The sequence below is a fragment of the Ensifer sp. D2-11 genome (genome assembly GCF_054161295.1).
This window is the reverse complement of record NZ_CP096433.1, coordinates 3,299,704-3,323,503: the sequence shown is the minus strand read 5'-3', so window position 1 is coordinate 3,323,503 and position 23,800 is coordinate 3,299,704. Positions and strand designations below refer to the sequence as shown.

The following is a 23,800-nucleotide window of genomic DNA, read 5'->3' as shown; positions in this document are numbered from 1 at the left end:
TTATCCTTTCACGGCGCCGGACATCAGCCCGCGGACGAAATAGCGGCCGGACACGATGTAGACGATGAGCGTTGGCAGGGCGGCGAGGATCGCGCCGGCGAAGTGGACATTGTATTCCTTGACCCCCGTTGACGAGCTCACGAGATTGTTGAGAGCCACCGTCATAGGCGTTGAATACGGCCCGGAGAACGAGGCCCCGAACAGGAAGTCGTTCCAGATATTGGTGAACTGCCAGATGACCGAGACGACGATGATCGGCCCTGACGACGGCAGCAATATCCGCCGGAATATCTGGAAGAAGCTGGCGCCGTCGATCTGCGCCGCACGCACCAGCTCGGTCGGGAAGGCCTCGTAGTAGTTGCGGAAATAGAGCGTCGTGAAGCCAATACCGTAGACCACATGAACCAGGATCAGACCCCAGATCGAACCGGCGATGCCGAGAATACCGAGAATGCGCGCCATCGGGATCAGCACGATCTGGAAGGGGATGAAGCAGGAGAGAAGCAGCATGCCGAAGAATATGTTCGCGCCGGGGAAGCGCCACTTGGTCAGCACGTAGCCGTTGAGCGCGCCGATGATCGTGGAGATCGCCACGGCCGGAACGACCATCAGGATCGAATTGATGAAGAAAGGTCGAAGGCCCGTCGGCTGCACGCCGATCTGCGCCGTCGACCAGGCCGAGAGCCACGGTTCGACGGTCCAGGTCTGAGGCAGGTTCAGCATGCCGCCCTGGCGAATCTCATCCAGCGGCTTCAGGGAATTCACCAGCATCACGTAGAGCGGCAGCAGCGAATAGAGTGCGAAGAGGATCAGCGCCGAATAGATCAGGGCGCGCGTCAGGCGGTTGTGCGAGATGACGTTCTCGGGATTGGGAGCGCCCATCAGCGTTTTCCTCCCCGGACTTCGGAATATAGATAGGGAACGATGATCGAGAAGATCATCACCAGCATCACGATCGCCGACGAGGCGCCGATCGCCATCTGGTTTCGGGTGAAGGTGTAGGAATACATGAAGGTCGCCGGCAGCTCGGTCGCCTGCCCCGGCCCGCCGCCCGTCAGTGCGATGATCAGGTCGTAGGCCTTGATGGCCAGATGGGCGAGGACGACAAAAGCCGAAAGGAAGACCGGCCGCATCAGGGGAATGATGATCCGCCGATAGATGGTGGGGGTCGTCGCCCCGTCGATCTGGGCGGCCTTGATGATCTCGTTGTCGACGCCGCGCAGACCCGCCAGGAACATCGCCATGATGAAGCCGGTCGACTGCCAGACGGCGGCGATGACGACGCAGTAGATCGCGTAGTTGCGGTCCTTGATCCAGTTGAACGAGAAGCTTTCCCAGCCCCAGAGATGCATGGTGTTCTCGAGCCCGATCCCCGGATCGAGGAACCATTTCCATGCGGTGCCGGTGACGATGAAGGAAAGCGCCATCGGATAGAGATAGATGGGCCTCAGAAATCCCTCAGCGCGGATCTTCTGGTCGAGCAGGATCGCCAGCGCCAGTCCCAGCACCGAGCAGACGGCGATGTAGAGCGTGGCGAAGATCGCCAGGTTGCTGACCGCGCGCCACCAATGCGGCAGGGCCCAAAGCCGGCTGTAATTACTCAAACCCACGAAATTGTAGGACGGCAGCATCTTGCTGTCCGTCATCGACAGGAAGCCCGTATAGGCTATGAAGCCGTAGACGAACACCAGAACTATGAGAAAGCTGGGGGCGAGCACGAGCTTCGGCAAAAGCTCCTGCAGCCGGTTGCGGCTATCCATGTTTGCTACCACCGTATGTTTCGTTCGTGCCGCGGTCTGCCCCTCATCCGCCTGCCGGCACCTTCTCCCCGCATGCGGGGAGAAGGGGTATGCCGCGCCGCCTCCGTCCCCTCTCCCCGCGAGCGGGGAGAGGGTTAGTCCTCGGGTTTAACCCGAGGAGAAGGGCAACTTCCCTCGCTCCGCCTTACTTCGCAGCCTCGACCGCCGCGACGAGTTCCGTCACCGCCTCTTCCGAGTTGAGTTCGCCGTTGAACTGGCGCGTGACCACGTCGTAGATCGCGTTCTTGACGGCAGCCGGATTGGCATGACCGTGGGCCATGGACCCGAAAAGCGTGCCGTTGGTATTGGCTTCCGCGAGGTCCTTGATGCCCTTCTTGCCGCAGGCGTCGAAATCGGTATCCGGGACGTCGGTGCGGGCGGGAACGGAGCCCTTGACGACGTTGAAGGCCGACTGGAAGGCCGGGCTCTCGATTGCCGAGGCCATCTGCAGCTGTGCCGGAACCTTGTCTTCCGACACCTTGAACATCGCGAACTGGTCGGAATTGAAGGTGACCGAACCTTGCGTTCCGGGGAAGCGCATGCAGACGAAATCGGTGCCGGGCACCTTCTTCGCCTTCAGGAACTCGCCCTTCGCCCAGTCACCCATGAACTGCAGGCCGGCCTTGTTCTCGATGACCATCGCCGAGGCGAGGTTCCAGTCGCGGCCGGAGAAGTTGTCGTCCACATAGGAGCGCAGCTTCGTCATGCGATCGAAGGCTTCCTTCATCTTGTCGCCGCCGAGCGCCGCCGGATCGAGATCGATGAAGGCCTGCTTGTAGAAGTCGTTGCCCAGCGAAAGAACCACGGCGTCGAAGATCGTCGCGTCCTGCCAGGGCTGGCCGCCATGGGCGATCGGCGTGATGCCCTGCTCCTTGAACTTGTCGAGCAGTGCGATCAGCTCTTCCCAGGTCGTCGGTTCCTTGGCGCCGGCCTTGTCGAGCGCGGCCTTGTTGATCCAGACCCAGTTGGTCGAGTGAACGTTCACCGGCGCGGCGATCCAGTGGCCGTCATATTTGGAGAATTGCTGCAGGGCAGCCGGAACGACCTTGTCCCAGCCTTCCTTGGCGGCGACCTCGTCCAGATTGCCCAGCGCGCCTTCCTTGGCCCAGTCCAGAATGTCGAAGCCGAGCATCTGCACGGCCGTCGGCGCATTGCCCGCGGTGACGCGGGCACGAAGCACCGTCATCGCTTCGGTGCCGCCGCCGCCGGCGACCGGCATGTCGGTCCAGCTGATGCCCTTGCTCTCCAGGTCCTTCTTGAGGACGTCGAGGGCCGCGGCTTCGCCGCCGGACGTCCACCAGTGCAGTACTTCCACATTCTCGGCTGCACGCGCGGCTGTCGCCGCCAACATCAGTGCTGCAACAGCAGTCGTCGTCATGAACTTGCGCATCGTTATCCTCCCGTTTGCAAGTTTCCGAAGCGGAACCTCCTCCGCTCTTTTCTGGTACCGCCCGGTTCCCGCGGACGGCATGGCCTGCGACTAACATCACTCGGCCAATTCAAGACGTTACACCCTTTCGCCGATTACGAAACCTCACCCCTCCCCTTCCTCAGCGCGGCATCCACCAGTTGCTGCGCCGGCCGATATGCATGTTGAGCGTCTTCGTCTCCGTATAGTCCTCGACTGCATGGCGACCGAGCTCGCGGCCGAGCCCGGATTGCCGGTAGCCGCCGAAAGGCAGCTCGGATGCGCCATCCATGAAGGTGTTCATCCAGACCGTGCCGGCGCGTACGCGCCGCCCGATCGTCAGGCAGGTATCGAAGTCGCGGCTCCAGACTCCGGCGGAAAGCCCGTAATCGATCGAATTGGCGATGCGGATCGCCTCTTCCGTCTTCTCGAAAGTCAGAACGGAGAGAACCGGCCCGAAGACTTCCTCCCGGGCCACGGCCATTTCGGGCCGAACGGCCGACAGGATGGTCGGCGCCATGAACTGTCCCATGCCGAGATCGAGCGTGGTGCCGCCATGGGCTATTCTCGCGCCTTCGTTCGATGCCGAAGAAACATAGCCGGCAACCTTTTGCAGATGCTGCGGTGTAATGATCGCGCCGACCTGCGTTTCGGGGTCGAGCGGATCGCCGACCTTGACCTTGGCCGAGAGGCTGGCGATGCGCGCCGTCACCTCCTCGGCGATATCGCGGTGCAGGATCAGCCGCGAGCCGGCATTGCAGCATTCGCCGGCATTGAAATAGGCGCCGAAGACGGCCGCATCGATGAGTTCGTCCAGGTTTGCGTCCGGAAAGACGATCTGCGGGTTCTTGCCGCCGAGTTCCAGCGAGACCTTCTTCAGGGTCTGCGCCGCATTCGCCATGGTCAGCCGGCCGATTCCGGTCGAGCCGGTAAAGGAGACCATGTCGACATGCGGGTGCGTGGTGAGCGGCGCGCCGGCCTCCGGCCCCGTGCCGACGATGATGTTCACGACCCCCTGGGGCACGCCGGCCGCTTCCAGGATTTCGCCGAGAACCAGCGTCGAGGCCGAGGTGAGTTCAGAGGGCTTCACCACCGTCGTGCAGCCGGCGGCAAGGGCGAAGGGAAGCTTCTGGCTGACGATCAGGAAAGGGAAGTTCCACGGCGTGATGATCGATACGACGCCGATCGGCTCGCGCAGAACGACGCCGAGCGTACCCTCCCCGAGCGTATTGTAGCTTTCGCCCGAGAGTTCGCGGGCAAGTGCTGCCGCATAGCGCCAGATGTCGGCGGCACCCGCCAATTCGCCCTTCGCCTGGCTGATCGGCTTGCCGGATTCGACCGCGTCGAGAAAAGCCAGCTCATCCGCTCGCGCGGCAATCATGTCGGCGGCCCTGAGCAGGATCAACGACCGTTCCGAGGCGGTCATGCGCGGCCACGGACCTTCGTCGAAAGCGCGCCGTGCGGCGGCGATCGCCCGTTCGGCATCCGCTTTCGCCGCCGCCTGATAGCGGCTGACGACGACGCCGTGACCCGGCGCCACGCGCTCGATCGTGCGGCCCTCGGCGCCATCCACCCACTGACCGTCGATCAGCATCCGGAATTCGCGGGTCTCGTAGTCGCCGAGCGCCTTTGGCCTCACCACCACCGTCATCACCATTCTCCCTTGAAGCGGGCTTCACGCTTTTCGCTGAAGGCGGCTACGCCTTCCTTGAGATCGCCGGTCTTGGCGACGAGGATCGATCCCAACGCTTCCACCGCCGCGCCCTTGTCTTCGCCGCTCGCCGAGGCGATCATCAGCTTCGATATTTCGAGCGCCGCCGGCCCGCGGCCGGCGACCCGCGCGGCGTAGTCGCGCGCCGCCTGCATGACCGCGCCGGTCTCGACCACTGCGTCGATGAGCCCCTCGGCCCTGGCTTCCGCCGCCGAGAACATCTCGCCGCCGAGCACCATGCGGCGAACGATCTGCGCGCCGAAGCGCGCGACCAGGCGCTGCGTGCCCGACCAGCCCGGAACCATGCCGAGGCTCGTCTCCGGCAGGCCGATCTTCACCTGTTTTTCGGCCAGACGTATATCCGCCGCCGCCGCGAGCTCCAGACCGCCGCCAAGCGCATGGCCGTTGAGGGCCGCGATCACCGGCATGCGCAGCGTCGCGAGCCGCTCGAAAACGCGGTGGCCGAAACGCACCCAGTCATGGCCGAAGGCGGCTGGCTCCATTCCGCCCCAGGCCTTGATGTCGCCGCCGGCGGAAAAGGCCTTGCCCTCGCCGGTAAGGATCACGGCCCGCAAGTCGCGCCTTGCCTCGACCGTATCGCAGGCCGAGTCGAGCGCTTTCAGCATGTCGATGTCGAAGGCGTTGAGCTTTTCCGGCCGTGCGACCGTCACGATCGCTATGGGGCCTTCGAAATCGACGCGGATGCGTTCGTCAGCCATCGGCGCCTCCCTTGAGCCGGCGCGGCGCCTTGGCGGGCAGCGTCAGGCCGATCGGCCCCTCGCCGAACAGCGCCGGATCCATCGGCTTCAGCGCGTCGGAGACGATCAGCGGAAACTCCGACTGGCCAAGGATATCCGTTTCGAGATCAACGCCCGGGGCGATTTCGGTGAGCATCACGCCCTCCGGGGTCAGTTTCATCACGCAGCGCTCGGTGACATAGGTGATGTCCTGCCCCTGCTCGACGGCGCGACGGCCGGCGAAAGTGACGTGCTCGACCGCGTTGACGAGCTTCCTGAGCTTGCCTTCCTTCTCGATCACGAGCCGGCCATCGGCGACCGCCAGCTTCGCGCCCGCATTGAACATGCCGGAGAAGACGACCTTCTTCGCCCGCGCGGTTATGTCCACGAAGCCGCCTGCCCCCGCCGTCACATGCGGACGGAAGCTGAGCTTCGAGACGTTGACGGAGCCGGTGCGGTCGATCTCCAGGAAGGAGAGCAGCGAGGCATCGAAGCCTGCGCCCTGGAAATAGGTGAACTGGTACGGCGACGGCATGAAGGCGTCCGCATTGGAAGCGCAGCCGAAGGCGAAATCGAGGAGCGGCACACCGCCGACGGCGCCCTGTTCGATGACCCAGGTGACTGCGCCGTGCAGACCCTCTTCGATGAGGATGCGCGGGACGTTGGCGGAAATGCCGAAACCGAGATTGACCGCGCTGCCCGCCTCGAGCTCCTGGGCAACGCGCCGCGCGATCACCTTCTGGATATTGAATTCCGGCAGCCGGAAGCTGTCGAGCGGACGGAAAATCTCGCCGGAAATGGCGGGGTCATAGAGCGTCTGCGTCGTCTGCTTCTGATCGGGATCCACGACGACATAGTCGACCAGGACGCCCGGAACACGCACATCATGAGGCTTCAGCGAGCCCTCCTTGGCTATCCGCTTCACCTGGGCAATGACGATGCCGCCATTGTTGCGGGCCGCAAGCGCCTGGTCGAGGCCGCCGAGATAGGCGCCCTCGTGTTCATAGGTGAGATTGCCGCGCTCGTCGGCGGTCGTCGCGCGGATGATCGCCACCTGCGGCGCGATCGCCTTGAAATAAAGCCAGTCCTCGCCCTCGAAGGCGACCTTCTTCACCACCGGTTCGGCAGCGGCGGACGCATTCATGGCGCAGCCTTCGCGCGACGGGTCGACGAAGGTGTCGAGCCCGACTTTGGTCATTACGCCGGGACGCTTCGCCGCCGCCTCGCGATGCATGTCGAAGAGAATGCCCGAGGGAATATTGTAGGCTGCCACCTCGTTCGCGCCGATCATCTGCCAGATCAGCGGCGGTTCGGCGCTCGACGGACCGGAAGGATAGGAGCCGCCGATGATTTTTTTCAGGAGACCCTTCCTGGCGATGTAGTCCACGCCCTTGATGCCGCTCATGTCGCCGGCGGCTATCGGATGCAGCGTCGTCAGATCGCGCGGATGTCCGGTCGCCTCGAAGCGCTCGCCGATCGCCTTCAGCATCAGGTCCGGGCAGCCAAGCCCGCTGGAGGAGGAGACCGAAACGACTGCGCCGTCCGGAATCAAGCCGGCAGCGTCCGCAAGCGAAATATGTTTGCCCGTCATGCGCATCAAAGTCCCGTTTCGATCTCGACGGCACCGCCGGTGGCGGCCGCCTTGACCACCGCAAGGCCGGTGGCGAGCGACCAGACGCCATCCTCACCGCTCGCCGACGGACGGCCATTGCCCCCGATCGCCGAATGGAAAGCCTCGATCGCAGTCTCGTAGAGATTGCGGTGGTCGAGCGGCAATTCGCTCTCGCCCTCCTCATTGCGCAGCACGACCGTGCCGACAGGCCGCTGCGTCATCACGTTGCGGCCGATCAGCGATCCCGCGGTTCCGTGCACTTCGAGACCCGTCTCGGCAAATTTCGTGGTGAAGGCATCATGGAACTGGGCGATAACGCCGGAGCGGAAGCGGAGCACGCCCATGACCCCGTCCTCGAGTCCTTCCTTGCCCATGCCGGCGCTGTGGCTGATCGCGACGGCCTCGATCGGGTCGTCGTTCAGAACGAAGCGCAGCGTGTCGGCGTCGTGCACGGTGATATCGAGAATGACGCCGCCGCCCGCCTCCGGCTTGTCGAGCCGCCAGCCCTGGAGGTGCGGCGGCAGATAGACGGCATGGAAGACCCGCGCCGCGATCGGCCGGCCGATCCGGCCCGCGGCGATCGCTTCCCGCATGGCCCGATGCGTGGCGGCATTGCGCAAGTGATGATTGGTGCCGAGCACGACGCCGGCCTCACAGGCCTTGAGCACCATTTCACAGCCGTCATTGAGGTTCATCGCCAGCGGCTTCTCGCAGAGAACGTGCTTGCCGGCGCGGATCGCTGCCAGCGCCTGGCCGTGGTGAAGCTCGTTGGTCGTCGAGATGTAGACGGCGTCCACGTCGGGATCGCCGACGAGATCGTCGACGCTCGTCACAGCCTTTGCGATCCCGTTCTCCGCGGCATAGGCCTCTCCTCGTTCCGCGCTCGAGCTCATCACCGAGACGACTTCGCCGCCTGCGGCGCGGATGGCGCCGATCACCCATTCGCGCGCGATCGTGCTCGCGCCGATCAGTCCCCAGCGAATCATGACGAAATCTCCTTCACTCTGCGTCCGACGGCAGCGCCGCAGCTCTGGCGAATGGCGAGCCGAACCGGGCTGACAATCGCTTCCGGCTCGACACGGCCGCTATTGATCTGTTTCAAGAGCAGTTCCGCCGCACGCTCGCCCATGCCCTGCGGATCGACGGAGACCGTGGTCAGCGCCGGCACCGCGGTCTTGGCCTCGATCACGTCATCGAAACCGATCACCGCGAAATCCTCGCCGGGCTCCAGCCGGCGCGCACGCAGCCCGTCGCAGACGCCGAAGGCGACGGCATCGTTGAAGCAGAGAGCCGCGGTCGGCCGCTCCTTCAGCATCATCGCCTGCTCGATCGCCGTCACCCCGCCGGCGCGCGACGGCGCCGAACCGATGATGAGATCGTCTGAGACCTCGAGGCCCGCTTCCCGAAGGGCATCGCCATAGCCGCGCATGCGTGCTTCGAAGACCGCGGTATCGGCGAAGCCTCCGAGGAAGGCGACGCGGCGATGGCCACGCTCGACCAGGTGGCGCACGGCGGCAACGGCGCCGGCGTGATTGTCCGAAGTCAAAGAGGATACACCGGCGCCGGGGATGTCGCGCACGACGAGCACGACCGGAATGCCGGCGGCAACGAGCGGCGCGAGATCCGCGGCTTCCGTTCCGCGCGCCGGGGATATGATGAGCCCCGACACCCCGTGCTCGCGCATCGAAGCGATGACCTCGCGCTGGCGGTCGAGCTTCTCGCTCGTATTGGCGAGGAACTGCACGAAACCGGCCGTCTGCACGACCTCATCGACGCCGACCGCGAGCTCCGCAAAGAAGCTGTTCGTGAGATCGTTGACGACGATGCCGATGATCTTCGATCTCGCCTGGCGCAGATTGGCGGCGCTGCGATTATACACATAGCCGAGCTCACGGATCACTGCATTGACCTTCGCCCGCGTCGATTCATTAACGAGCGGACTTGCCTGCAGCACGAGCGACACGGTCGACTTCGACACGCCGGCGGCGCGCGCGATGTCGACAACCGTCACCCGCTCCTTCCTCATGAACATCCTCCTGAAATTTCATCTCTCGCATTCTTAATAATTGGAACGTTCCAATTTCGTCAAGAGGCTTCTGCTCACATTCTTCTCCGATTTAGCCCGGCGCCTGGCAATGCATGGAACTGCAACGTTTCCTTAAGTGGCTGATATAATTACTCCGAGGGGATTACTTCTTCTCGGACTGACGGGGATTCCAAAGGTGAGCGCCCCCTGTTGCGAGGAGAGAGTTTGATTTTCACCTTGAAATTTGGAACGGTCTAAATTATTCGATGCGATGAGCTAGAGGAGGACTTAAAGCCGATGACCAGCGTTTTTCTGCCACGCCAGGACGGTTCGCTCGAAGAGTACCGGCTTCGGGGCGAACCCATCACCCGGCCCGGCGCGGCCCCGGCCTTCAACCGCATCGCCTATGCGGCCGCGCATGTCGTTTCCGATCCGCTTCGCGATAGCGACCCTTGGGGCAATCCGGCGATCGACTGGGAGGCGACGATGGCCTTCCGCCATCACCTGTGGGGCCTCGGCTTCAGGATCGCCGAGGCGATGGATACCGCGCAACGCGGCATGGGACTTCCATGGCCGGCGGCGCAGGAACTGATCCGCCGCTCGCTCGCCGAAGCGCGGAACGTTCCGGGCGCCGATCTCGCCTGCGGCGCCGGCACCGACCACCTTTCGCCAGCCGACGCGCGCTCGATAGACGATGTCATCGCCGCCTACGAGGAACAGGTCGGCTTCGTCGAGGCCGAGGGCGGCCGGGCGATCATGATGGCGAGCCGGGCGCTCGCCCGCGTGGCGCGCTCCCCCGACGACTACCGCCGCGTCTATGGCCGCATCCTGTCCCGGACGAAGGACAAGGTCGTACTCCACTGGCTGGGCGACATGTTCGACCCGCAGCTCAAAGGCTATTGGGGCTCGGAAGACTTCGGGCAGGCGCTCGAAACCGTGCTGGCCATCATCGGCGAGAACAGCGCAAAGGTAGAGGGCATCAAGATTTCGCTGCTCGACAACGCCAAGGAACTGGCGCTGCGCAGCCGGCTGCCGGAGGGCGTGCTCTGCTTCACCGGCGACGACTTCAACTATGCGGAACTGATCGAGGGCGACGGCAAGAAGTACAGCCACGCACTGCTCGGCATCTTCGACGCCGTCGCGCCGTCCGCCTCGAAGGCGCTCGCGGCCCTCGCCGAGGGTGATCTTGCGACCTTTCGCGGCGTCATCGAGCCGACCGTGCCTCTCTCGCGCAAGATCTTCGAAGCGCCGACGCAATACTACAAGGCCGGCGTCGTCTTCCTGGCCTGGCTGAACGGCCACCAACGGCATTTCACCCTGCCGTCCGGCCTGCAATCGGCCCGCGGATTGCTCCATTATGCCGACATCTTCCGCCTGGCAGATCAGGCCAATGTGCTCGACAAGCCGGAACTCGCGGCGGCACGCATGCGCAATCTGCTGGCTGTGCTGGGCGTGGAGCAGGCGTAGATCTCGCCTGATCGCGTCCTCATCTGGGCCGATTGAGCCCCTCATCCCGCTGCCGCGACCTTCTCCCCGCAAGCGGGGCGAAGGGGCGACGCCGCACCCTCCCGGTCCCCCTCCACGCCATAGGCGTAGCCGCAATGAGATCGCCCATGCGGTGCACGTCCCCTCTCCCCGCTTGCGGGGAGAGGGCTAGGGTGAGGGGCAATTTTCCCGACTTAAACCTAAGCCGCCAGCCCCTTCTTCGCCAGCATCGCATCCGGGCTCGGCAGCTTGCCGCGGAAGGCCTTGTAGGCGTCTTCCGGATCGAGGGACCCGCCGACCGAATAGATATTGTCCTTCAGTCTGGCCGCCATCGCCGGATCGAATGGATCGCCGGTCTCCTCGAAAGCCGCGAATGCGTCGGCGTCGAGCACCTCCGACCACATGTAGGAGTAGTAGCCGGCCGAATAGCCGTCGCCGGAGAAGACGTGAAGGAAATGCGGGCTGCGGTGGCGCATGACGATCGACTGCGGCAGGCCGATCTTCTCGAGCGTCGCCGCTTCGAGCGCCATCGGATCGCCGACCGCTTCCGCCGTGTGATAGGCCATGTCGACGAGAGCCGAGGCGGTAAACTCGACCGTCGCGAAGCCGGAATTGAACGTCCGCGCCGCCAACACCTTGTCGAGCAGCGCCTGCGGCATCGGCTCGCCGGTCCTGTAGTGCACCGCATATCTCCTCAGAATATCAGGCACCGTCAGCCAATGCTCGTAAAGCTGCGAGGGCAGCTCCACGAAATCCCGCGCGACACCGGTACCCGAAACCGAGGGATAGGTGACGTTGGAAAGCATGCCGTGCAGCGCATGGCCGAATTCGTGAAAGAGCGTGCGGGCGTCGTCGATCGACAGAAGCGCCGGCTTGCCCTCGGCGGGTTTCGCGAAGTTGCAGACATTGTACACGATCGGGATTTCGCCGGTCTCGCCATTCTTGAGCTTCAGCCTGTGCTGCGACTGAAAGGAGCTCATCCAGGCGCCGGAGCGTTTCGAGGAGCGCGCGAAATAATCGCCGAGGAAAAGGGCCGTAAGCCGGCCGGAGGCGTCGCGGATCTCGAAGACGCGGACGTCCGGGTGATAGGCGGGAATGCCTTTCTTCTCGGTTGCCGTGATGCCGAAGAGGCGCCGGGCAACGGCGAAGCAGGCGTCGATGATCTTCTCCAGCTGCAGATAGGGCTTCAGTTCGCTTTCCGAGAAGCTGAATTTCTGCGCCCTGAATTTTTCCGCATAGTGGCGCCAGTCCCAAGGCATGACCTCGTGGTTGCGGCCTTCTTCGGCAATGAGCGTTGCGAGGTCCGCCTCCTCTTCGCGAGCCCGCGCCACCGCCTTTTCCCATACCTGCATCAGCAGGCCGTTCACGGCCTCGGGCGTCTTCGCCATGGTGTTGTCGAGCTTCAGCGCCGCATAATTCTCATAGCCGAGCAGTTTCGCCTTCTCCGCCCGCAGAGCGAGCGTTTCGGCGATGATGCCGCGATTGTCGGTCTCACCGCCATTTTCGCCGCGCGCCGTCCAGGCCCTGAAAGCCTGTTCGCGCAGTTCCCGTCTTTCGGAGAAGGTCAGGAACGGCTCGATGATCGAGCGCGACAGCGTGACCGCATATTTATCTTCCCCGCCGCGCTCGCGCGCGGCCGCCGCCATCGCATCTCTCAGGAAATCCGGAATCCCCGCCAGGTCCTCTTCGCCCGACAGGATCAGCGCCCAGTCCTTCTCGTCCGCGAGAACGTTCTGCCCGAACCGGGCGCCGAGGCCGGCGAGCTTCTCGTTGATCGCCGCGAGGCGCTCCTGCTCGGGCTTGTGAAGCTTGGCGCCTGCCTTCACGAAGCTCTTCCAGTGCCGCTCCAGAACTCGCATGGCCTCGACATCGAGGCCGAGCTCTTGCCGTTTCTCCCACAATGCGTCGATGCGGCCGAAGAGTGCCGGATTGGTGCCGATCTTCGAATAATGGCGCGACATCTTGGGCGCGATCTCGCGCTCCAGCGCCTGGATCACCTCGTTCGTATGGGCACCCGCCTTGCTCCAGAAGAGAGCGGAGACGCGCGAAAGTTCATCGCCGGCGATTTCCAGCGCGACGACGGTGTTGGCGAAGGTGGGATCCTCCGGATTGTTGGCGATGGCCTCGATCTCCGCCTCATGACTCGCCAATGCCGCGTCGAAGGCAGGCGCGAAATCCTCGTCCATGATCGCCTCGAACCGGGGCAGGCCCTCATGTCCGGTCCAGTTCACGAGGGCGGGGTTGAGCGAAGCAATGGTGGTCATCAGGATTCCTTTTCGAAATGCAGCGGGCGGGGGCGTAGCGCGAACCGCGAAGCAGGTGCTTGAAGTGGTCGATCGACGCCGGACCGTCAAGGTCTGCGCAGGCCGAAAAGGCCGGGCGCCGCGTGCCAGACCGCCTGCGCCGCGAAGCCGATGAAGAGCAATCCCGAGAGCCGGACGATCGCCAGCTCGTGGCGGCGATAGAAACGGCGCACCACGGATGCGCCGATAATCGCGATGAGAATGACGTCGGCGACCAGGAAGCCGACCAGCGACACGGCAAGCAACATCGGCAGCGCCGTGAATTCCAGCGCATTGGCGGAACCCGCAAGAAGCGCCGTGAAGGTCGCGAGCGCGACCGGATAGCCCTTGGGGTTTGTGAGCCCGAAGACAAGTCCACGCCTGAGCGGCCGCTCCACCACCAACAGCCCCTTGTTGTCGCCCCTCGGGCGGGCGGTGAGCGCCGTCCAGCCGATCCAGGCGAGATAGGCGCCGCAGAGGAGCCCGAGCACGTCGAAGAGCGCCGTGCCGACCGATCGGGCACCGACGATGGCGACGAGCGCCAATGTCGACCAGAGAATGTCGCCGGCAAGATGACCGCCCATGAAGAGCGCGCCGGCCCTTCGGCCCTGGCCTGCTCCGATGCCCAGAAGCGCCAGGAAGGCGGGGCCGGGGATCAGTGTGTAGGAAAGCGCTGCGAGAAAGGCACCGAAAAGAAGCGTTTCGGACATGGCGAAATCCCCGGTTGAGTGCAGCCATTCGAGCGCCGGCGCGCGGTTCCGTCAAGCGGAAACAGGGTAGCCGTGACACAGCAGCACGCACAATTCTTTCGCAGACGCAATTTCCCTCGATACGAAGTTGCGCTAAGAACCCGGCCGAGTTTTCACGCGAGAAGGACTTTCCATGACTGTGCGCAATCTCTTCCTTCTGCCTGGCGACGGCATCGGCCCGGAAGCCATGGCGGAAGTCCGCAAAATCATCGCTTACATGAATGCCGAACGTGACGCCGGCTTCGTGACGGACGAGGGACTTGTGGGTGGGTCCGCCTATGACGCCCATGGCGCGGCGATCTCCGAAGGGGATATGGCGAAGGCGCTTGCCGCCGATGCGGTGCTCTTCGGCGCCGTCGGCGGACCGAAATGGGATGCGGTGCCCTACGAGGTGCGGCCGGAAGCCGGGCTCCTGCGCCTGCGCAAGGACCTCGAGCTATTCGCCAACCTGCGCCCGGCCATCTGCTACCCGGCGCTCGCCAACGCATCGTCGCTGAAGCCCGAGCTGGTCGAGGGCCTCGACATTCTCATCGTGCGCGAGCTGACGGGCGGCGTCTATTTCGGCGAGCCCAAGGAGATCGTCGATCTCGGCAACGGCCAGAAGCGCGGTATCGACACGCAGGTCTACGACACCTACGAGATCGAGCGCATCGCCGGGGTCGCCTTCGAACTCGCCCGTACCCGCAACAATCGCGTCTGCTCGATGGAAAAGCGCAACGTGATGAAGTCGGGCGTGCTCTGGAACCAGGTCGTGACCGAGACGCACAAGGCGAAATATTCCGACGTCCAGCTCGAGCACATGCTGGCTGATGCCGGCGGCATGCAGCTCGTGCGGCAGCCGAAGCAGTTCGACGTGATCGTCACCGACAACCTTTTCGGCGATATGCTGTCGGACGTCGCCGCCATGCTGACCGGCTCGCTCGGCATGCTGCCCTCCGCCTCGCTCGGCGCACCGGATGCCAAGACCGGCAAGCGCAAGGCGCTCTACGAGCCCGTGCACGGCTCGGCACCCGACATCGCCGGCACGGGCGTCGCCAACCCGATCGCCATGATCGCTTCCTTCGCCATGTGCCTGCGCTACTCCTTCAACCTCGTGAAGGAAGCCGACGACCTCGAGAAAGCGATCGCCAACGTGCTCGATCAGGGCATCCGCACCGGCGACATCATGGCGGAGGGCTGCCGGAAGGTCGGTACCGCCGAGATGGGCGACGCGATCCTCGCCGAGTTCAAGAGCCTCTCGGCCTGACGGCTGCGCTTTCGCGCAATTGTCCCTGGAGAACGGCACCTCCGGCTTTGCCGGGGGTGCTTTGCGTTTGCGGGGTCTTGATTTTGCCGGCCGCGCCTTCACATCCATAAGGCGAAGGAAGGAGCAAAATGAACCGACCGCTTTCACTGACCGTCTGGATCTGGCTGATGACGGTCGTCCTCGTCGTCGCCTTCACCCCTTTCGACCCGCATCTGTCCGAATGGGCGCAAGGTCTGCCGGAGGAGATCGTCGGCTTCAATCGCGCCATCACCGATATCGGCACCTTCGCCTGGATGATCTACAGCTCGGCCTTGCTGCTGCTGATCGCCTTCGTCGTCAGGCGATCCTCCGCGCGCGACACCTTGCGGCAGAGGGCGCGCGCGGCGCGCAATCTTTCCGCCTATTTCCTGCTGACGATCGGCACGGCGAGCGTGCTGGTGCACGGCCTGAAATTCCTGATCGGCCGTGCCCGTCCCGAACTCCTTGCCGATTACGGCCCCTACAGCCTCACGCCCTTCACCGGCGACACGCTGTTCGAAAGCTTCCCGTCGGGACATTCCACGGCGGCCGGCGCCTTCTTCGGCGCCTTCGCGATGGTGATGCCGCAGCTTCGGCCGCTGTTTCTGCTGCTGGCCCTGCTTGTCGGCATCTCGCGCGTCGTCGTCGGCGCGCATTACCCGAGCGATGTCGCCGCCGGCCTGCTGCTCGGGCTCTGGGTCGCGCTGATGATGGCTTTCGTCTTTGCCCGGCAGGGCTGGCTGTTCAAGCTCGGTGCGGCCGGCTGGCCTGTGCTGAGGCATGTGGAGCACGAGGCCAAGGAAAGGGGAGCCGAGTAAACCAAATAAAAAGCCGGCGCGGAAGCCGCGCCGGAGTCAGGAGAGCTGTTGAGAAAGCGGAATGGGAAACACGCTCCCCATCCCGCTCCCGTCCGCCGGCTCACTCCATCGTGTGGATATCCCGGTCCTTCGTCTCGGGCAGGAACAGAAGACCGATCACCAGCGTGATGCCCGCGAAAACGATCGGGTACCAGAGGCCGTAGTAGATATCGCCCTTTGCCGCGCTCATCGCGAAGGCCGTTGCCGGAAGCAGCCCGCCGAACCAGCCATTGCCGATATGGTAGGGCAGCGACATGCCGGTATAGCGGATGCGGGTCGGGAAGAGTTCGACGAGCAGTGCCGCGATAGGGCCGTAGACCATCGTCACATAGATGACGAGCACGGTCAGCACGGCAATGATCACCGTCCAGTTGACGCGGGCCGGGTCGGCCACCATCGTGAAGGCGCCGCCCTTGTCGATGTTATAGACCGCCATTTCGGTGGCGCTGCCGACTTCTTCCTGGGTGAGCAGCTTGTCGGCGACGAGCTTGTCGGCCGGCACCATGGTCTTTTCGCCGGCGCGCACGGCAGCGGCGTCGAGGGCAAGTTCCGGATTGGCAGCGACGAAGGCGTCGAGCTTCGATTCCGGAACCTTGGCAACACCGCGCACCAGCGGATAGCCCGAGGCCTGCAGCGCCATGTTGATCTGCTTGCCGAAAGCCGCTTCCTCGGCCTTCGCCTTGTCGCCGGCCGCAATAGCGTCATAGCTGGTGATCGTCGTTTCGCCGATCTTCACCGTCGCCGGCGTACCCGCAGCCGCCGTGGTCACGACGTCATAGGGAACCGAGTTCTTGGTCAGGAAGGCGGTGGCGATGTCGCACGACGTGGTGAACTTCGCCGTGCCCGTCGGGTTGAACTGGAACTTACAGTCGCCCGGAGCCGCGGTGACGGTGGCGCGAACGCTCTGCTGCGCTTCCGCAAGCGCGGGGTTGCCGGCCCAGGTCAGCGCCTTGAACAGCGGGAAGTAGGTGAGCATGGCAAGCAGGAGGCCCGCCATGATGATCGGCTTGCGGCCGATCTTGTCCGACAGCCAGCCGAAGAAGACGAAAAAGCCCGTGCCGAGAAGGAGTGAGGCGGCAACCATCAGGTTTGCCGACTGGCCGTCCACCTTCAGAATGCTCTGCAGGAAGAACAGCGCGTAGAACTGGCCGGAATACCAGACCACGGCCTGGCCGACGACCGCGCCGAAGAGCGCCAGAAGGGCAATCTTGGCGTTGCGCCACTGGCCGAAAGCCTCCGTCAGCGGCGCCTTCGAACCCTTGCCCTCTTCCTTCATCTTCTTGAAGGCAGGAGACTCGTTCATCTTCAGGCGGATCCAGACGGAGACGCCGAGCAGTACGAAGGAGAGCAGGAAGGGTATGCGCCAGCCCCACTCGGCGAAAGCTTCCTTACCCAGCATGTACTGGACCAGAAGGATAACCACCAGCGAGAGGAAGAGACCAAGCGTCGCCGTCGTCTGGATCCACGAGGTGAAATAGCCGCGGCGGCCGTGCGGCGCATGCTCTGCCACATAAGTCGCGGCACCCCCGTATTCACCGCCGAGCGCAAGACCCTGAAGGAGGCGCAGCGCGATCAGGATGATCGGAGCCGCAATGCCGATCGAGGCGGCACCGGGCAGGACGCCGACGAGGAAGGTCGACAGGCCCATGATCAGGATGGTGACGAGGAATGTGTATTTGCGGCCGACGAGGTCTCCCAGGCGGCCGAAAACCAGCGCGCCGAACGGCCGGACAAGGAAGCCGGCCGCGAAGGCGAGAAGCGCAAAGATGTTGCGCGTGGTCTCGGGATACTGGCTGAAGAAGGTTGCACCGATATAAACGGCAAGCGAACCGTAGAGATAGAAATCATACCATTCGAAGACGGTACCGAGCGACGAGGCGAAGATGACCTTCTTCTCCTCGCCGGTCATCGGGCCGGCTTTTGTGCCGCCCGCTGTCACGACGTTTGCCATTTTGATATCCTCCACTCCAAAAATCGGTCTATTGGAGCGCCCATTCCCCGGTCCGGACATTCCTCCCTGAACGTCGGGTCCCCTTTGACATCCGGGCGTGGTGCGCCTCGCAACAAGATGTCAGAAAAGTGGCACGCGAGGCAGGGATGCTTTGGGCTTATGACTTTCGTCTAATGCCGTGACCAGGATGGGGGAATTCCTGAGGAAGGCGGCCCGGCTCCCGACGCGCAGCCGGCACCGGGCAAGGCCTAGGACCTGTAGACGCTTATGGATAGGAGTTTGATTTTGCACAAATCGGTCAATGCCAAGGATTTTTCCGCAGCAAAGGGATGCCCCCTTTGCAAGGGAAAAGCCGCCGGCAGTGGGCGATTGTGCAAAACCCTTCGGGCGGCCCATATTGCGGTGCCTTGTCGCGAAAAATCCGGCTTGCAGGCGGACGGCCTGCGGCGCCGGATTTTCCACGAAAGTCCCTCGCAATATGGGCCGTCAAATCCCTATCCATAAGCGTCCACAGGTCCTAGAGCGACCAATCCTCCACGCGCAGGTTCTCAACCCTATTGAACTCGCCGACATTGTTGGTGACGAGCGTCAATCCACGGGCTTTGGCCTGTCCCGCAATCAGCACGTCATAAGGTCCGATGGGCGTACCCGTCGCGGCAAGGGCGGCCCGGATCTCGCCTGCGACAAAGGCATCGTTCCGGTCGAAGTCGAGGATCGGAAAATCCGCCATCAACAAACGCAGGGTTTCGAGATTGTGTTGGGCCTTCGCGCTTTTCTGCGCTCCAAAATAGAGTTCATACGCGACGACCGACGGGAGTCCGATAATGCCCTGAGGGCTATGGAGTACACGGGTGACCAATGCATCCGATTTGCGCCCGATCAGAGCGATGACGGCGTTGGTGTCGAGAATATGGGAGATCACCGAAATACCGCGTCGAGTTCCGGCCGATCCTGCTGTTCCGGCTGCTCGCGCCCGCACATCATGAAGTCTTCACTCATGCCACGGGCAAGTGCCGCCTTAAGCGATGACCACTGCTCGCCTTGCTCGACGTGCGGGCGGAGAATGAGCGCGTCGCCTTCCTGCGTGATTTCGACGCGATCGACGTTGAAGCGGAATTCCTTAGGCAGGCGGACGGCCTGCGAATTTCCGGACTGGAACACCCGTGCAAGATGGGGCATGGTGGTCGCCTCCCACTTCCGTATCTACTTCCGTGTATATACTCTCTTTCGCCTCACGGTTCAAGACTTCCGAGCAAACGCGAAACCGCGTTGCCCTGCATTCGGATCGCTGGGGAGGCCTCCGCGGCTTGACTCTTGCCGAAAAGCCGGTAAGAGCAGCGGCGAACGAGGAAACCGCCATGCGACCGAAGGGTTCGTCCATCGCTGCGCTGAATTTGCCGGCCCACCACGCCGGGCCGATCAGCTATTTCTCGCTCGCTCGCAAAACCACGGCCAAAACGACGACGAAAACCGTCTGACGTCTCTGGCCCTCCGCTCTCTCCCCGGTAAGGCCGGGGACAGGAACTTCGCGGTCGGACCGCGCGGTTTCCCCCTCCACCAGACGAGGAGAGACAGAAAGAGAGCTTAGATCATGGGTTTCAAAATTGCTGTCGCAGGCGCCACCGGCAATGTCGGCCGGGAGATGCTGAACATTCTTTCCGAGCGCGGCTTTCCGGCCGACGAAGTGGTGGCGCTCGCCTCCTCGCGCTCGGTCGGCACCGAGGTCTCCTACGGCGACAAGACGCTGAAAGTGACGAACCTCGACACCTATGATTTCTCCGACACCGACATTTGCCTGATGTCGGCCGGCGGCGCCGTCTCGCAGAAGTATTCGCCGAAGATCGGCCGGGAGGGTTGCGTCGTTATCGACAATTCCTCGGCCTGGCGCTACGACGCCGATGTTCCGCTGATCGTACCGGAGGTGAACGCGGACGCGATCGCGCAGTTCTCCAAGAAGAACATCATCGCCAATCCGAATTGCTCGACGGCGCAGCTCGTGGTGGCGCTGAAGCCGCTGCACGACCACGCCAAGATCAAGCGCATCGTCGTTTCGACCTATCAGTCGGTTTCCGGCGCCGGCAAGGACGGCATGGACGAGCTCTTCAACCAGACCCGCGCTGTGTTCGTCGCCGATCCGATCGAGAGCAAGAAGTTCACCAAGCGCATCGCCTTCAACGTCATTCCGCACATCGACGTCTTCATGGAAGACGGCTACACCAAGGAAGAGTGGAAGGTTCTGGCCGAAACCAAGAAGATGCTCGACCCGAAGATCAAGGTGACCTGCACGGCCGTGCGCGTTCCGGTCTTCATCGGCCATTCGGAATCGGTCAATATCGAATTCGAAAACGAGATCACCGCCGACGAGGCGCGCGAGATCCTGCGCGAAGCGCCGGGCTGCCTGGTCGTCGACAAGCATGAGAACGGCGGCTATGTGACGCCTTACGAATGCGCCGGCGAGGACGCGACCTATATCTCGCGCATCCGCGAGGATGCGACGGTCGAAAACGGCCTCAACATGTGGATCGTCTCGGACAACCTGCGCAAGGGCGCGGCGCTCAACGCGGTGCAGATCGCAGAGCTGCTGATCAACCGCGGCCTGATCAAGCCGCGCAAGCAGGCGGCTTGAGCGGCCTCGGTCGGGCAAAATTTCAAGCCCCGCCTGCCTCGTTATGGCGACAGGCGGGGTCCGCAGTTCGTCGGCGGGCAATGGATTCACGTGAAACCGCGTGCCGGCGAAGAGCGGAAAACGAAGCGGGAATTTCGAAGGCAACAGATTCGGGCAATCGACGGGGTATTCCATGCATAGGGTGAAGAGCGCAGCAGCGGGCCTGGCGGCCCTGATCTCAACCGTAGTTCTTCCGGCGGCCGCCTCTGCGGCGCAGTGCGGCAATGACGGCAGCGGCTTCTCCGCCTGGCTGTCGGAATTCAAGCGCGAAGCCGCCGGGAACGGCATCAGCCCTTCGGTGGTCGACCAGGCGCTCGCCAACGTCTCCTACAGCAGGGCGACGATCCGCGCCGATCGTGGCCAGAAGAGTTTCAAGCTGTCGCTCGACCAGTTCATGCAGAAGCGCGGCGGTCAGGTGATCATTTCGCGCGGCAAGAAGCTGCGGGCGCAGAATGCCAGGCTCTTCCAGAGCATCGAGCAGCGCTACGGCGTCCCCGCCGGCCCCTTGATCGCCATCTGGGGCATGGAGACCGGCTTCGGCTCGTTCCTGGGCAAGGAACACACGCTTTCCGCCGTCTCGACGCTCGCCTATGATTGTCGCCGCTCGGATTATTTCACCAATCAGCTTTATGCCGCCCTCCAGCTCGTCGAGCGCGGAGATCTCAGCCCGGCCGCCCGCGGGGCAGCGCACGGCGAGATCGGGCAGACCCAATTCCTCCCGGTGAACGTGCTGAAATACGGCGTCGACGGCGACGGCAACGGCCATGTCGACATGGTCCGCTCCAAAGCGGATGCGCTTGCCTCGACGGCGAATTTCCTGCGCGGCCATGGTTGGCAGCCGGGCGGCGGCTATCAGCCGGGCGAGGTCAACTTCGCCGCCATCCAGGGCTGGAACGCCGCCAGCGTCTATCAGCAGGCGATCGCCATCATCGGCGCCGAAATCGACGGCGGGTGACAGAAAGACTCACCGGCGTAACCGGTTGCAATTTGCCCCTTACCTTAACCCTCTCCCCGCATGCGGGCTACGGCATGCACATATCTCTTGCGCGCCGGTGCGGCGGATACTGCTCATGAAGGGGATCCCTCGGGAACCCAACCGCCTCAACCCCGCTCGGTCGGGGTTGCCCCTCAACCGGCTGCCGCCACCTTCTCCCCGCAGGCGGGGAGAAGGGATATGCCGCGCCCGCTCGCTCCCTCGGGCGGGCGGTGAATGCGGGGTTCAGTCGGCGCCGCTTGTCCCTTCTCCCCGCCTGCGGGGAGAAGGTGCCGGCAGGCGGATGAGGGGCCTGACTGGCGGCCGTTACATTCCCGGTCGGGAAAAGTCGCCGGTCTTCGCGTCCATGACCCAGAGCTCGCCGGTCGAGATGTCGAACCATGCGCCGTGCAGGCGCAGCTTTCCCTTCGACTCGAGAATGTTCACGCAGGGAAACGTCCTCAGATTGGCGATCGAATTGCGGATCGAGACCCGCTCGAGCGCGCGCTGCCGTTCCGCCTGAGTCATCACGTCGTTGCTCTGGATCTGCTCGGCGGCCGGTTTCAGGAGGTTCATCCAGCGGCCGATGAAATCGCCCGGGGAGAGGGGCTCGGCGTCCGGGTCGAGGGCCGCCTTGATGCCGCCGCAGCGCCCGTGGCCCATGACCACGATGTTGGTGACCCGCAGCGACTGGACCGCGAATTCGAGCGCGGCCGAGGTCGAGTGATAATGTCCGTCCGGTTCGTATGGCGGCATCATGTTGGCGACGTTGCGCACCACGAAGAGTTCTCCCGGGCCGGAATCGAAAATCGTTTCGGGTGCGGCGCGGGAGTCGCAACAGGCGATGACCATCGTCTTCGGTTTCTGACCGCTCTCGGCGAGCGTTTTGTAGCGCTGCTGCTGTTCGTTGAAGCGACCGCTCATGAAATTGCGGTAGCCGGTCAGAAGATGTTCCGGAAAGCCCTGTATATCCATCGGTAACCCCGTTTCATCCACTCGTTCCTGCGGCATCGTCCTGGTGCTCCTTCTTTGATCGGGATTCAAGGAAACATGCGGGTAGCGTGTCTGAAAGACGCACCGGGAACCATGAAGCGTCGAACTGTTACAGCGAGCTCCCGCCATTCGAAAGGGCGAAATGCGTCCATGAGGCATTTCTTCCGTATCTGATGCTATTTCTTCCGCTGCTATTTCTTCCGCGCTTGGCTCGGATGCATGAGGCGGCGCATCTGCACCATTGCCATCGGTGTCGCGAGGCTCGATGCATCCTGTTCGAGCGTCAGCTCGTCGGAATCGCGCTTGCGGCTTCTCGCGATGATCTCGTAGACGCTGGCGGTCGCCATCTGCAGCGCGCGTTCCTCCGGAAGCCCTTCCAGGAGGCGCGCGAGGAATACGGCCGAGAGCAGGTCGCCGGTGCCGTTCGGAGGATTGTCGATCAGGCGGTGCTCGGCAAGCAGCGCATGGCGTCCGGACAGGTAAAGATTGCCCGTGCCGCCGCTCATCATCGGTATCGCCGATGTCACCAGCACCCGTGACGGTCCGAGGTCGACCGCCGCGTCGAGGATAGCCGCATTCGTCTCGAGCGAAGCACCTGCCAACCAGGAGAGCTCGAACCGGTTGGGCGTGGCGAGCGTCGCAAGCGGCAGCAGCAGGTCGCGGATGGCGCCGGCGATCTCCACCGGGACGTAGAGGCCACCCGCATCGCCAAGAATCGGATCGCAGGCATAGAAGAGCGCGGGATCACGCCGGCGCAGCGCCTTCACGAGGCCGGCAACGGCCGCCGCCTGTTCGGGGGAACCCAGATAGCCGGACAGCACCGCGCGCACCTCGCCGATCCAGGGCGCGGCGACGAGATCGTCGATGATCGAGCGGAAGTCCTCGTCGGGCATGGTCACCCGCGTCGACCGGCCGTGTCCCGGATGCCAGGGGAGCACGACCGTCGGCAAAGCCCAGACCCGATGGCCGAGCATTTCCAGCGCGAAGACGGCAGCCCGGTTGCCGACCGCGCCGCGGACCACATGACTCGAAATGACGATGACGGCACCGGGCGCGGCAGGCGTGTCGGACATCGGGAGACCCCATTATTCGCTTTCGAAGTGTGATCGCCCGCCCCTCACGGCCTGTCAACAGCTGCTCTTGCAGACCACGCGTGAAGAAACTTCGGCGTTTTCGTTCGTTTTTGCGGTTTTTCGGGAAATTTTTGCAAAATTACCTTCGATTTAAATGGATTTAGGTCGAATCTACGTGATTTTCTCCAAAATCCGGCTCCATTTTGCCGAAATCC

At 63.5% G+C, this 23,800-nt stretch carries 20 protein-coding genes; 5 read left to right on the top strand and 15 right to left on the bottom strand.

What is annotated here, in order from left to right:
• The 8 genes from M1D34_RS15860 to M1D34_RS15825 form a co-directional block, all read right to left on the bottom strand.
• Nucleotides 1-882 carry a carbohydrate ABC transporter permease gene (locus tag M1D34_RS15860; RefSeq protein ID WP_003535874.1) on the bottom strand — a complete coding sequence of 294 codons (882 nt, stop codon included), beginning with the start codon at nucleotides 880-882 and terminating at the stop codon, nucleotides 1-3.
• On the bottom strand, nucleotides 882-1,760 hold the full coding sequence (locus M1D34_RS15855) for a carbohydrate ABC transporter permease (protein ID WP_003535875.1): 879 nt from the start codon (nucleotides 1,758-1,760) through the stop codon (nucleotides 882-884). Before M1D34_RS15855 ends, M1D34_RS15860 begins: the two co-directional genes overlap by 1 nt.
• Before the next feature lie 184 nt (nucleotides 1,761-1,944).
• On the bottom strand, nucleotides 1,945-3,189 hold the full coding sequence (locus M1D34_RS15850; protein ID WP_010970556.1) for an ABC transporter substrate-binding protein: 1,245 nt from the start codon (nucleotides 3,187-3,189) through the stop codon (nucleotides 1,945-1,947).
• A 160-nt stretch (nucleotides 3,190-3,349) separates the two neighbouring features.
• Nucleotides 3,350-4,858, bottom strand: a complete 1,509-nt coding sequence (locus tag M1D34_RS15845) for an aldehyde dehydrogenase family protein (protein WP_498779851.1) — start codon at nucleotides 4,856-4,858, stop codon at nucleotides 3,350-3,352.
• The gene (locus M1D34_RS15840; protein ID WP_010970558.1) at nucleotides 4,858-5,637 is read right to left on the bottom strand and encodes an enoyl-CoA hydratase/isomerase family protein; all 780 of its coding nucleotides are present in this window, start codon (nucleotides 5,635-5,637) and stop codon (nucleotides 4,858-4,860) included. The genes M1D34_RS15845 and M1D34_RS15840 overlap by 1 nt, the downstream gene beginning before the upstream one ends.
• Nucleotides 5,630-7,252 (bottom strand): acyl CoA:acetate/3-ketoacid CoA transferase, encoded by a 1,623-nt coding sequence (locus M1D34_RS15835; RefSeq protein ID WP_498779848.1) that lies wholly within the window; start codon nucleotides 7,250-7,252, stop codon nucleotides 5,630-5,632. The genes M1D34_RS15840 and M1D34_RS15835 overlap by 8 nt, the downstream gene beginning before the upstream one ends.
• Nucleotides 7,252-8,253, bottom strand: coding sequence for a 1,5-anhydro-D-fructose reductase (locus tag M1D34_RS15830; RefSeq protein WP_127596800.1), 1,002 nt, complete (start codon nucleotides 8,251-8,253; stop codon nucleotides 7,252-7,254). Before M1D34_RS15830 ends, M1D34_RS15835 begins: the two co-directional genes overlap by 1 nt.
• Nucleotides 8,250-9,293, bottom strand: coding sequence for a LacI family DNA-binding transcriptional regulator (locus M1D34_RS15825; RefSeq protein WP_498779846.1), 1,044 nt, complete (start codon nucleotides 9,291-9,293; stop codon nucleotides 8,250-8,252). Before M1D34_RS15825 ends, M1D34_RS15830 begins: the two co-directional genes overlap by 4 nt.
• Before the next feature lie 297 nt (nucleotides 9,294-9,590).
• Between M1D34_RS15825 and M1D34_RS15820 the strand changes: the two genes are divergently transcribed.
• Nucleotides 9,591-10,760: a dihydrodipicolinate synthase family protein gene (locus tag M1D34_RS15820; RefSeq protein ID WP_498779844.1), complete on the top strand. Its 1,170-nt coding sequence runs from the start codon at nucleotides 9,591-9,593 to the stop codon at nucleotides 10,758-10,760.
• Between the two features lie 218 nt (nucleotides 10,761-10,978).
• Here M1D34_RS15820 and M1D34_RS15815 read toward each other — a convergent pair whose 3' ends face one another.
• Both M1D34_RS15815 and M1D34_RS15810 read right to left on the bottom strand, forming a co-directional pair.
• Nucleotides 10,979-13,042, bottom strand: coding sequence for a M3 family metallopeptidase (locus M1D34_RS15815; protein ID WP_498779842.1), 2,064 nt, complete (start codon nucleotides 13,040-13,042; stop codon nucleotides 10,979-10,981).
• Between the two features lie 86 nt (nucleotides 13,043-13,128).
• A complete protein-coding gene (locus M1D34_RS15810; RefSeq protein WP_498779840.1) occupies nucleotides 13,129-13,770 on the bottom strand; it encodes a LysE family translocator in 642 nt (213 codons plus the stop codon).
• Nucleotides 13,771-13,942: 172 nt separating this feature from the next.
• Here M1D34_RS15810 and leuB point away from each other — a divergent pair, with 172 nt between their 5' ends.
• Complete coding sequence (leuB, locus tag M1D34_RS15805; protein WP_003535893.1) at nucleotides 13,943-15,055, top strand: 3-isopropylmalate dehydrogenase; 1,113 nt, start codon at nucleotides 13,943-13,945, stop codon at nucleotides 15,053-15,055.
• Between the two features lie 128 nt (nucleotides 15,056-15,183).
• On the top strand, nucleotides 15,184-15,891 hold the full coding sequence (locus M1D34_RS15800) for a phosphatase PAP2 family protein (RefSeq protein WP_003535894.1): 708 nt from the start codon (nucleotides 15,184-15,186) through the stop codon (nucleotides 15,889-15,891).
• Nucleotides 15,892-15,991: 100 nt separating this feature from the next.
• Here M1D34_RS15800 and M1D34_RS15795 read toward each other — a convergent pair whose 3' ends face one another.
• The 3 genes from M1D34_RS15795 to M1D34_RS15785 form a co-directional block, all read right to left on the bottom strand.
• Nucleotides 15,992-17,881: an MFS transporter gene (locus M1D34_RS15795; RefSeq protein WP_498779837.1), complete on the bottom strand. Its 1,890-nt coding sequence runs from the start codon at nucleotides 17,879-17,881 to the stop codon at nucleotides 15,992-15,994.
• A gap of 517 nt (nucleotides 17,882-18,398) precedes the next feature.
• On the bottom strand, nucleotides 18,399-18,803 hold the full coding sequence (locus tag M1D34_RS15790; RefSeq protein ID WP_498779835.1) for a type II toxin-antitoxin system VapC family toxin: 405 nt from the start codon (nucleotides 18,801-18,803) through the stop codon (nucleotides 18,399-18,401).
• On the bottom strand, nucleotides 18,800-19,060 hold the full coding sequence (locus M1D34_RS15785) for an AbrB/MazE/SpoVT family DNA-binding domain-containing protein (RefSeq protein WP_003531793.1): 261 nt from the start codon (nucleotides 19,058-19,060) through the stop codon (nucleotides 18,800-18,802). The genes M1D34_RS15790 and M1D34_RS15785 overlap by 4 nt, the downstream gene beginning before the upstream one ends.
• Before the next feature lie 412 nt (nucleotides 19,061-19,472).
• On the opposite strand from M1D34_RS15785, the gene M1D34_RS15780 reads away from it, so the two are divergent.
• Nucleotides 19,473-20,507, top strand: a complete 1,035-nt coding sequence (locus M1D34_RS15780; protein WP_003531790.1) for an aspartate-semialdehyde dehydrogenase — start codon at nucleotides 19,473-19,475, stop codon at nucleotides 20,505-20,507.
• A 172-nt stretch (nucleotides 20,508-20,679) separates the two neighbouring features.
• A complete protein-coding gene (locus M1D34_RS15775) occupies nucleotides 20,680-21,501 on the top strand; it encodes a lytic murein transglycosylase (protein WP_013844939.1) in 822 nt (273 codons plus the stop codon).
• Between the two features lie 345 nt (nucleotides 21,502-21,846).
• Here M1D34_RS15775 and M1D34_RS15770 read toward each other — a convergent pair whose 3' ends face one another.
• Nucleotides 21,847-22,530: a carbonic anhydrase gene (locus M1D34_RS15770; protein ID WP_010970569.1), complete on the bottom strand. Its 684-nt coding sequence runs from the start codon at nucleotides 22,528-22,530 to the stop codon at nucleotides 21,847-21,849.
• A 173-nt stretch (nucleotides 22,531-22,703) separates the two neighbouring features.
• Nucleotides 22,704-23,585, bottom strand: a complete 882-nt coding sequence (gene pdxY / locus M1D34_RS15765) for a pyridoxal kinase PdxY (protein ID WP_015008003.1) — start codon at nucleotides 23,583-23,585, stop codon at nucleotides 22,704-22,706.
• Between the last annotated feature and the right edge of the window lie 215 nt (nucleotides 23,586-23,800).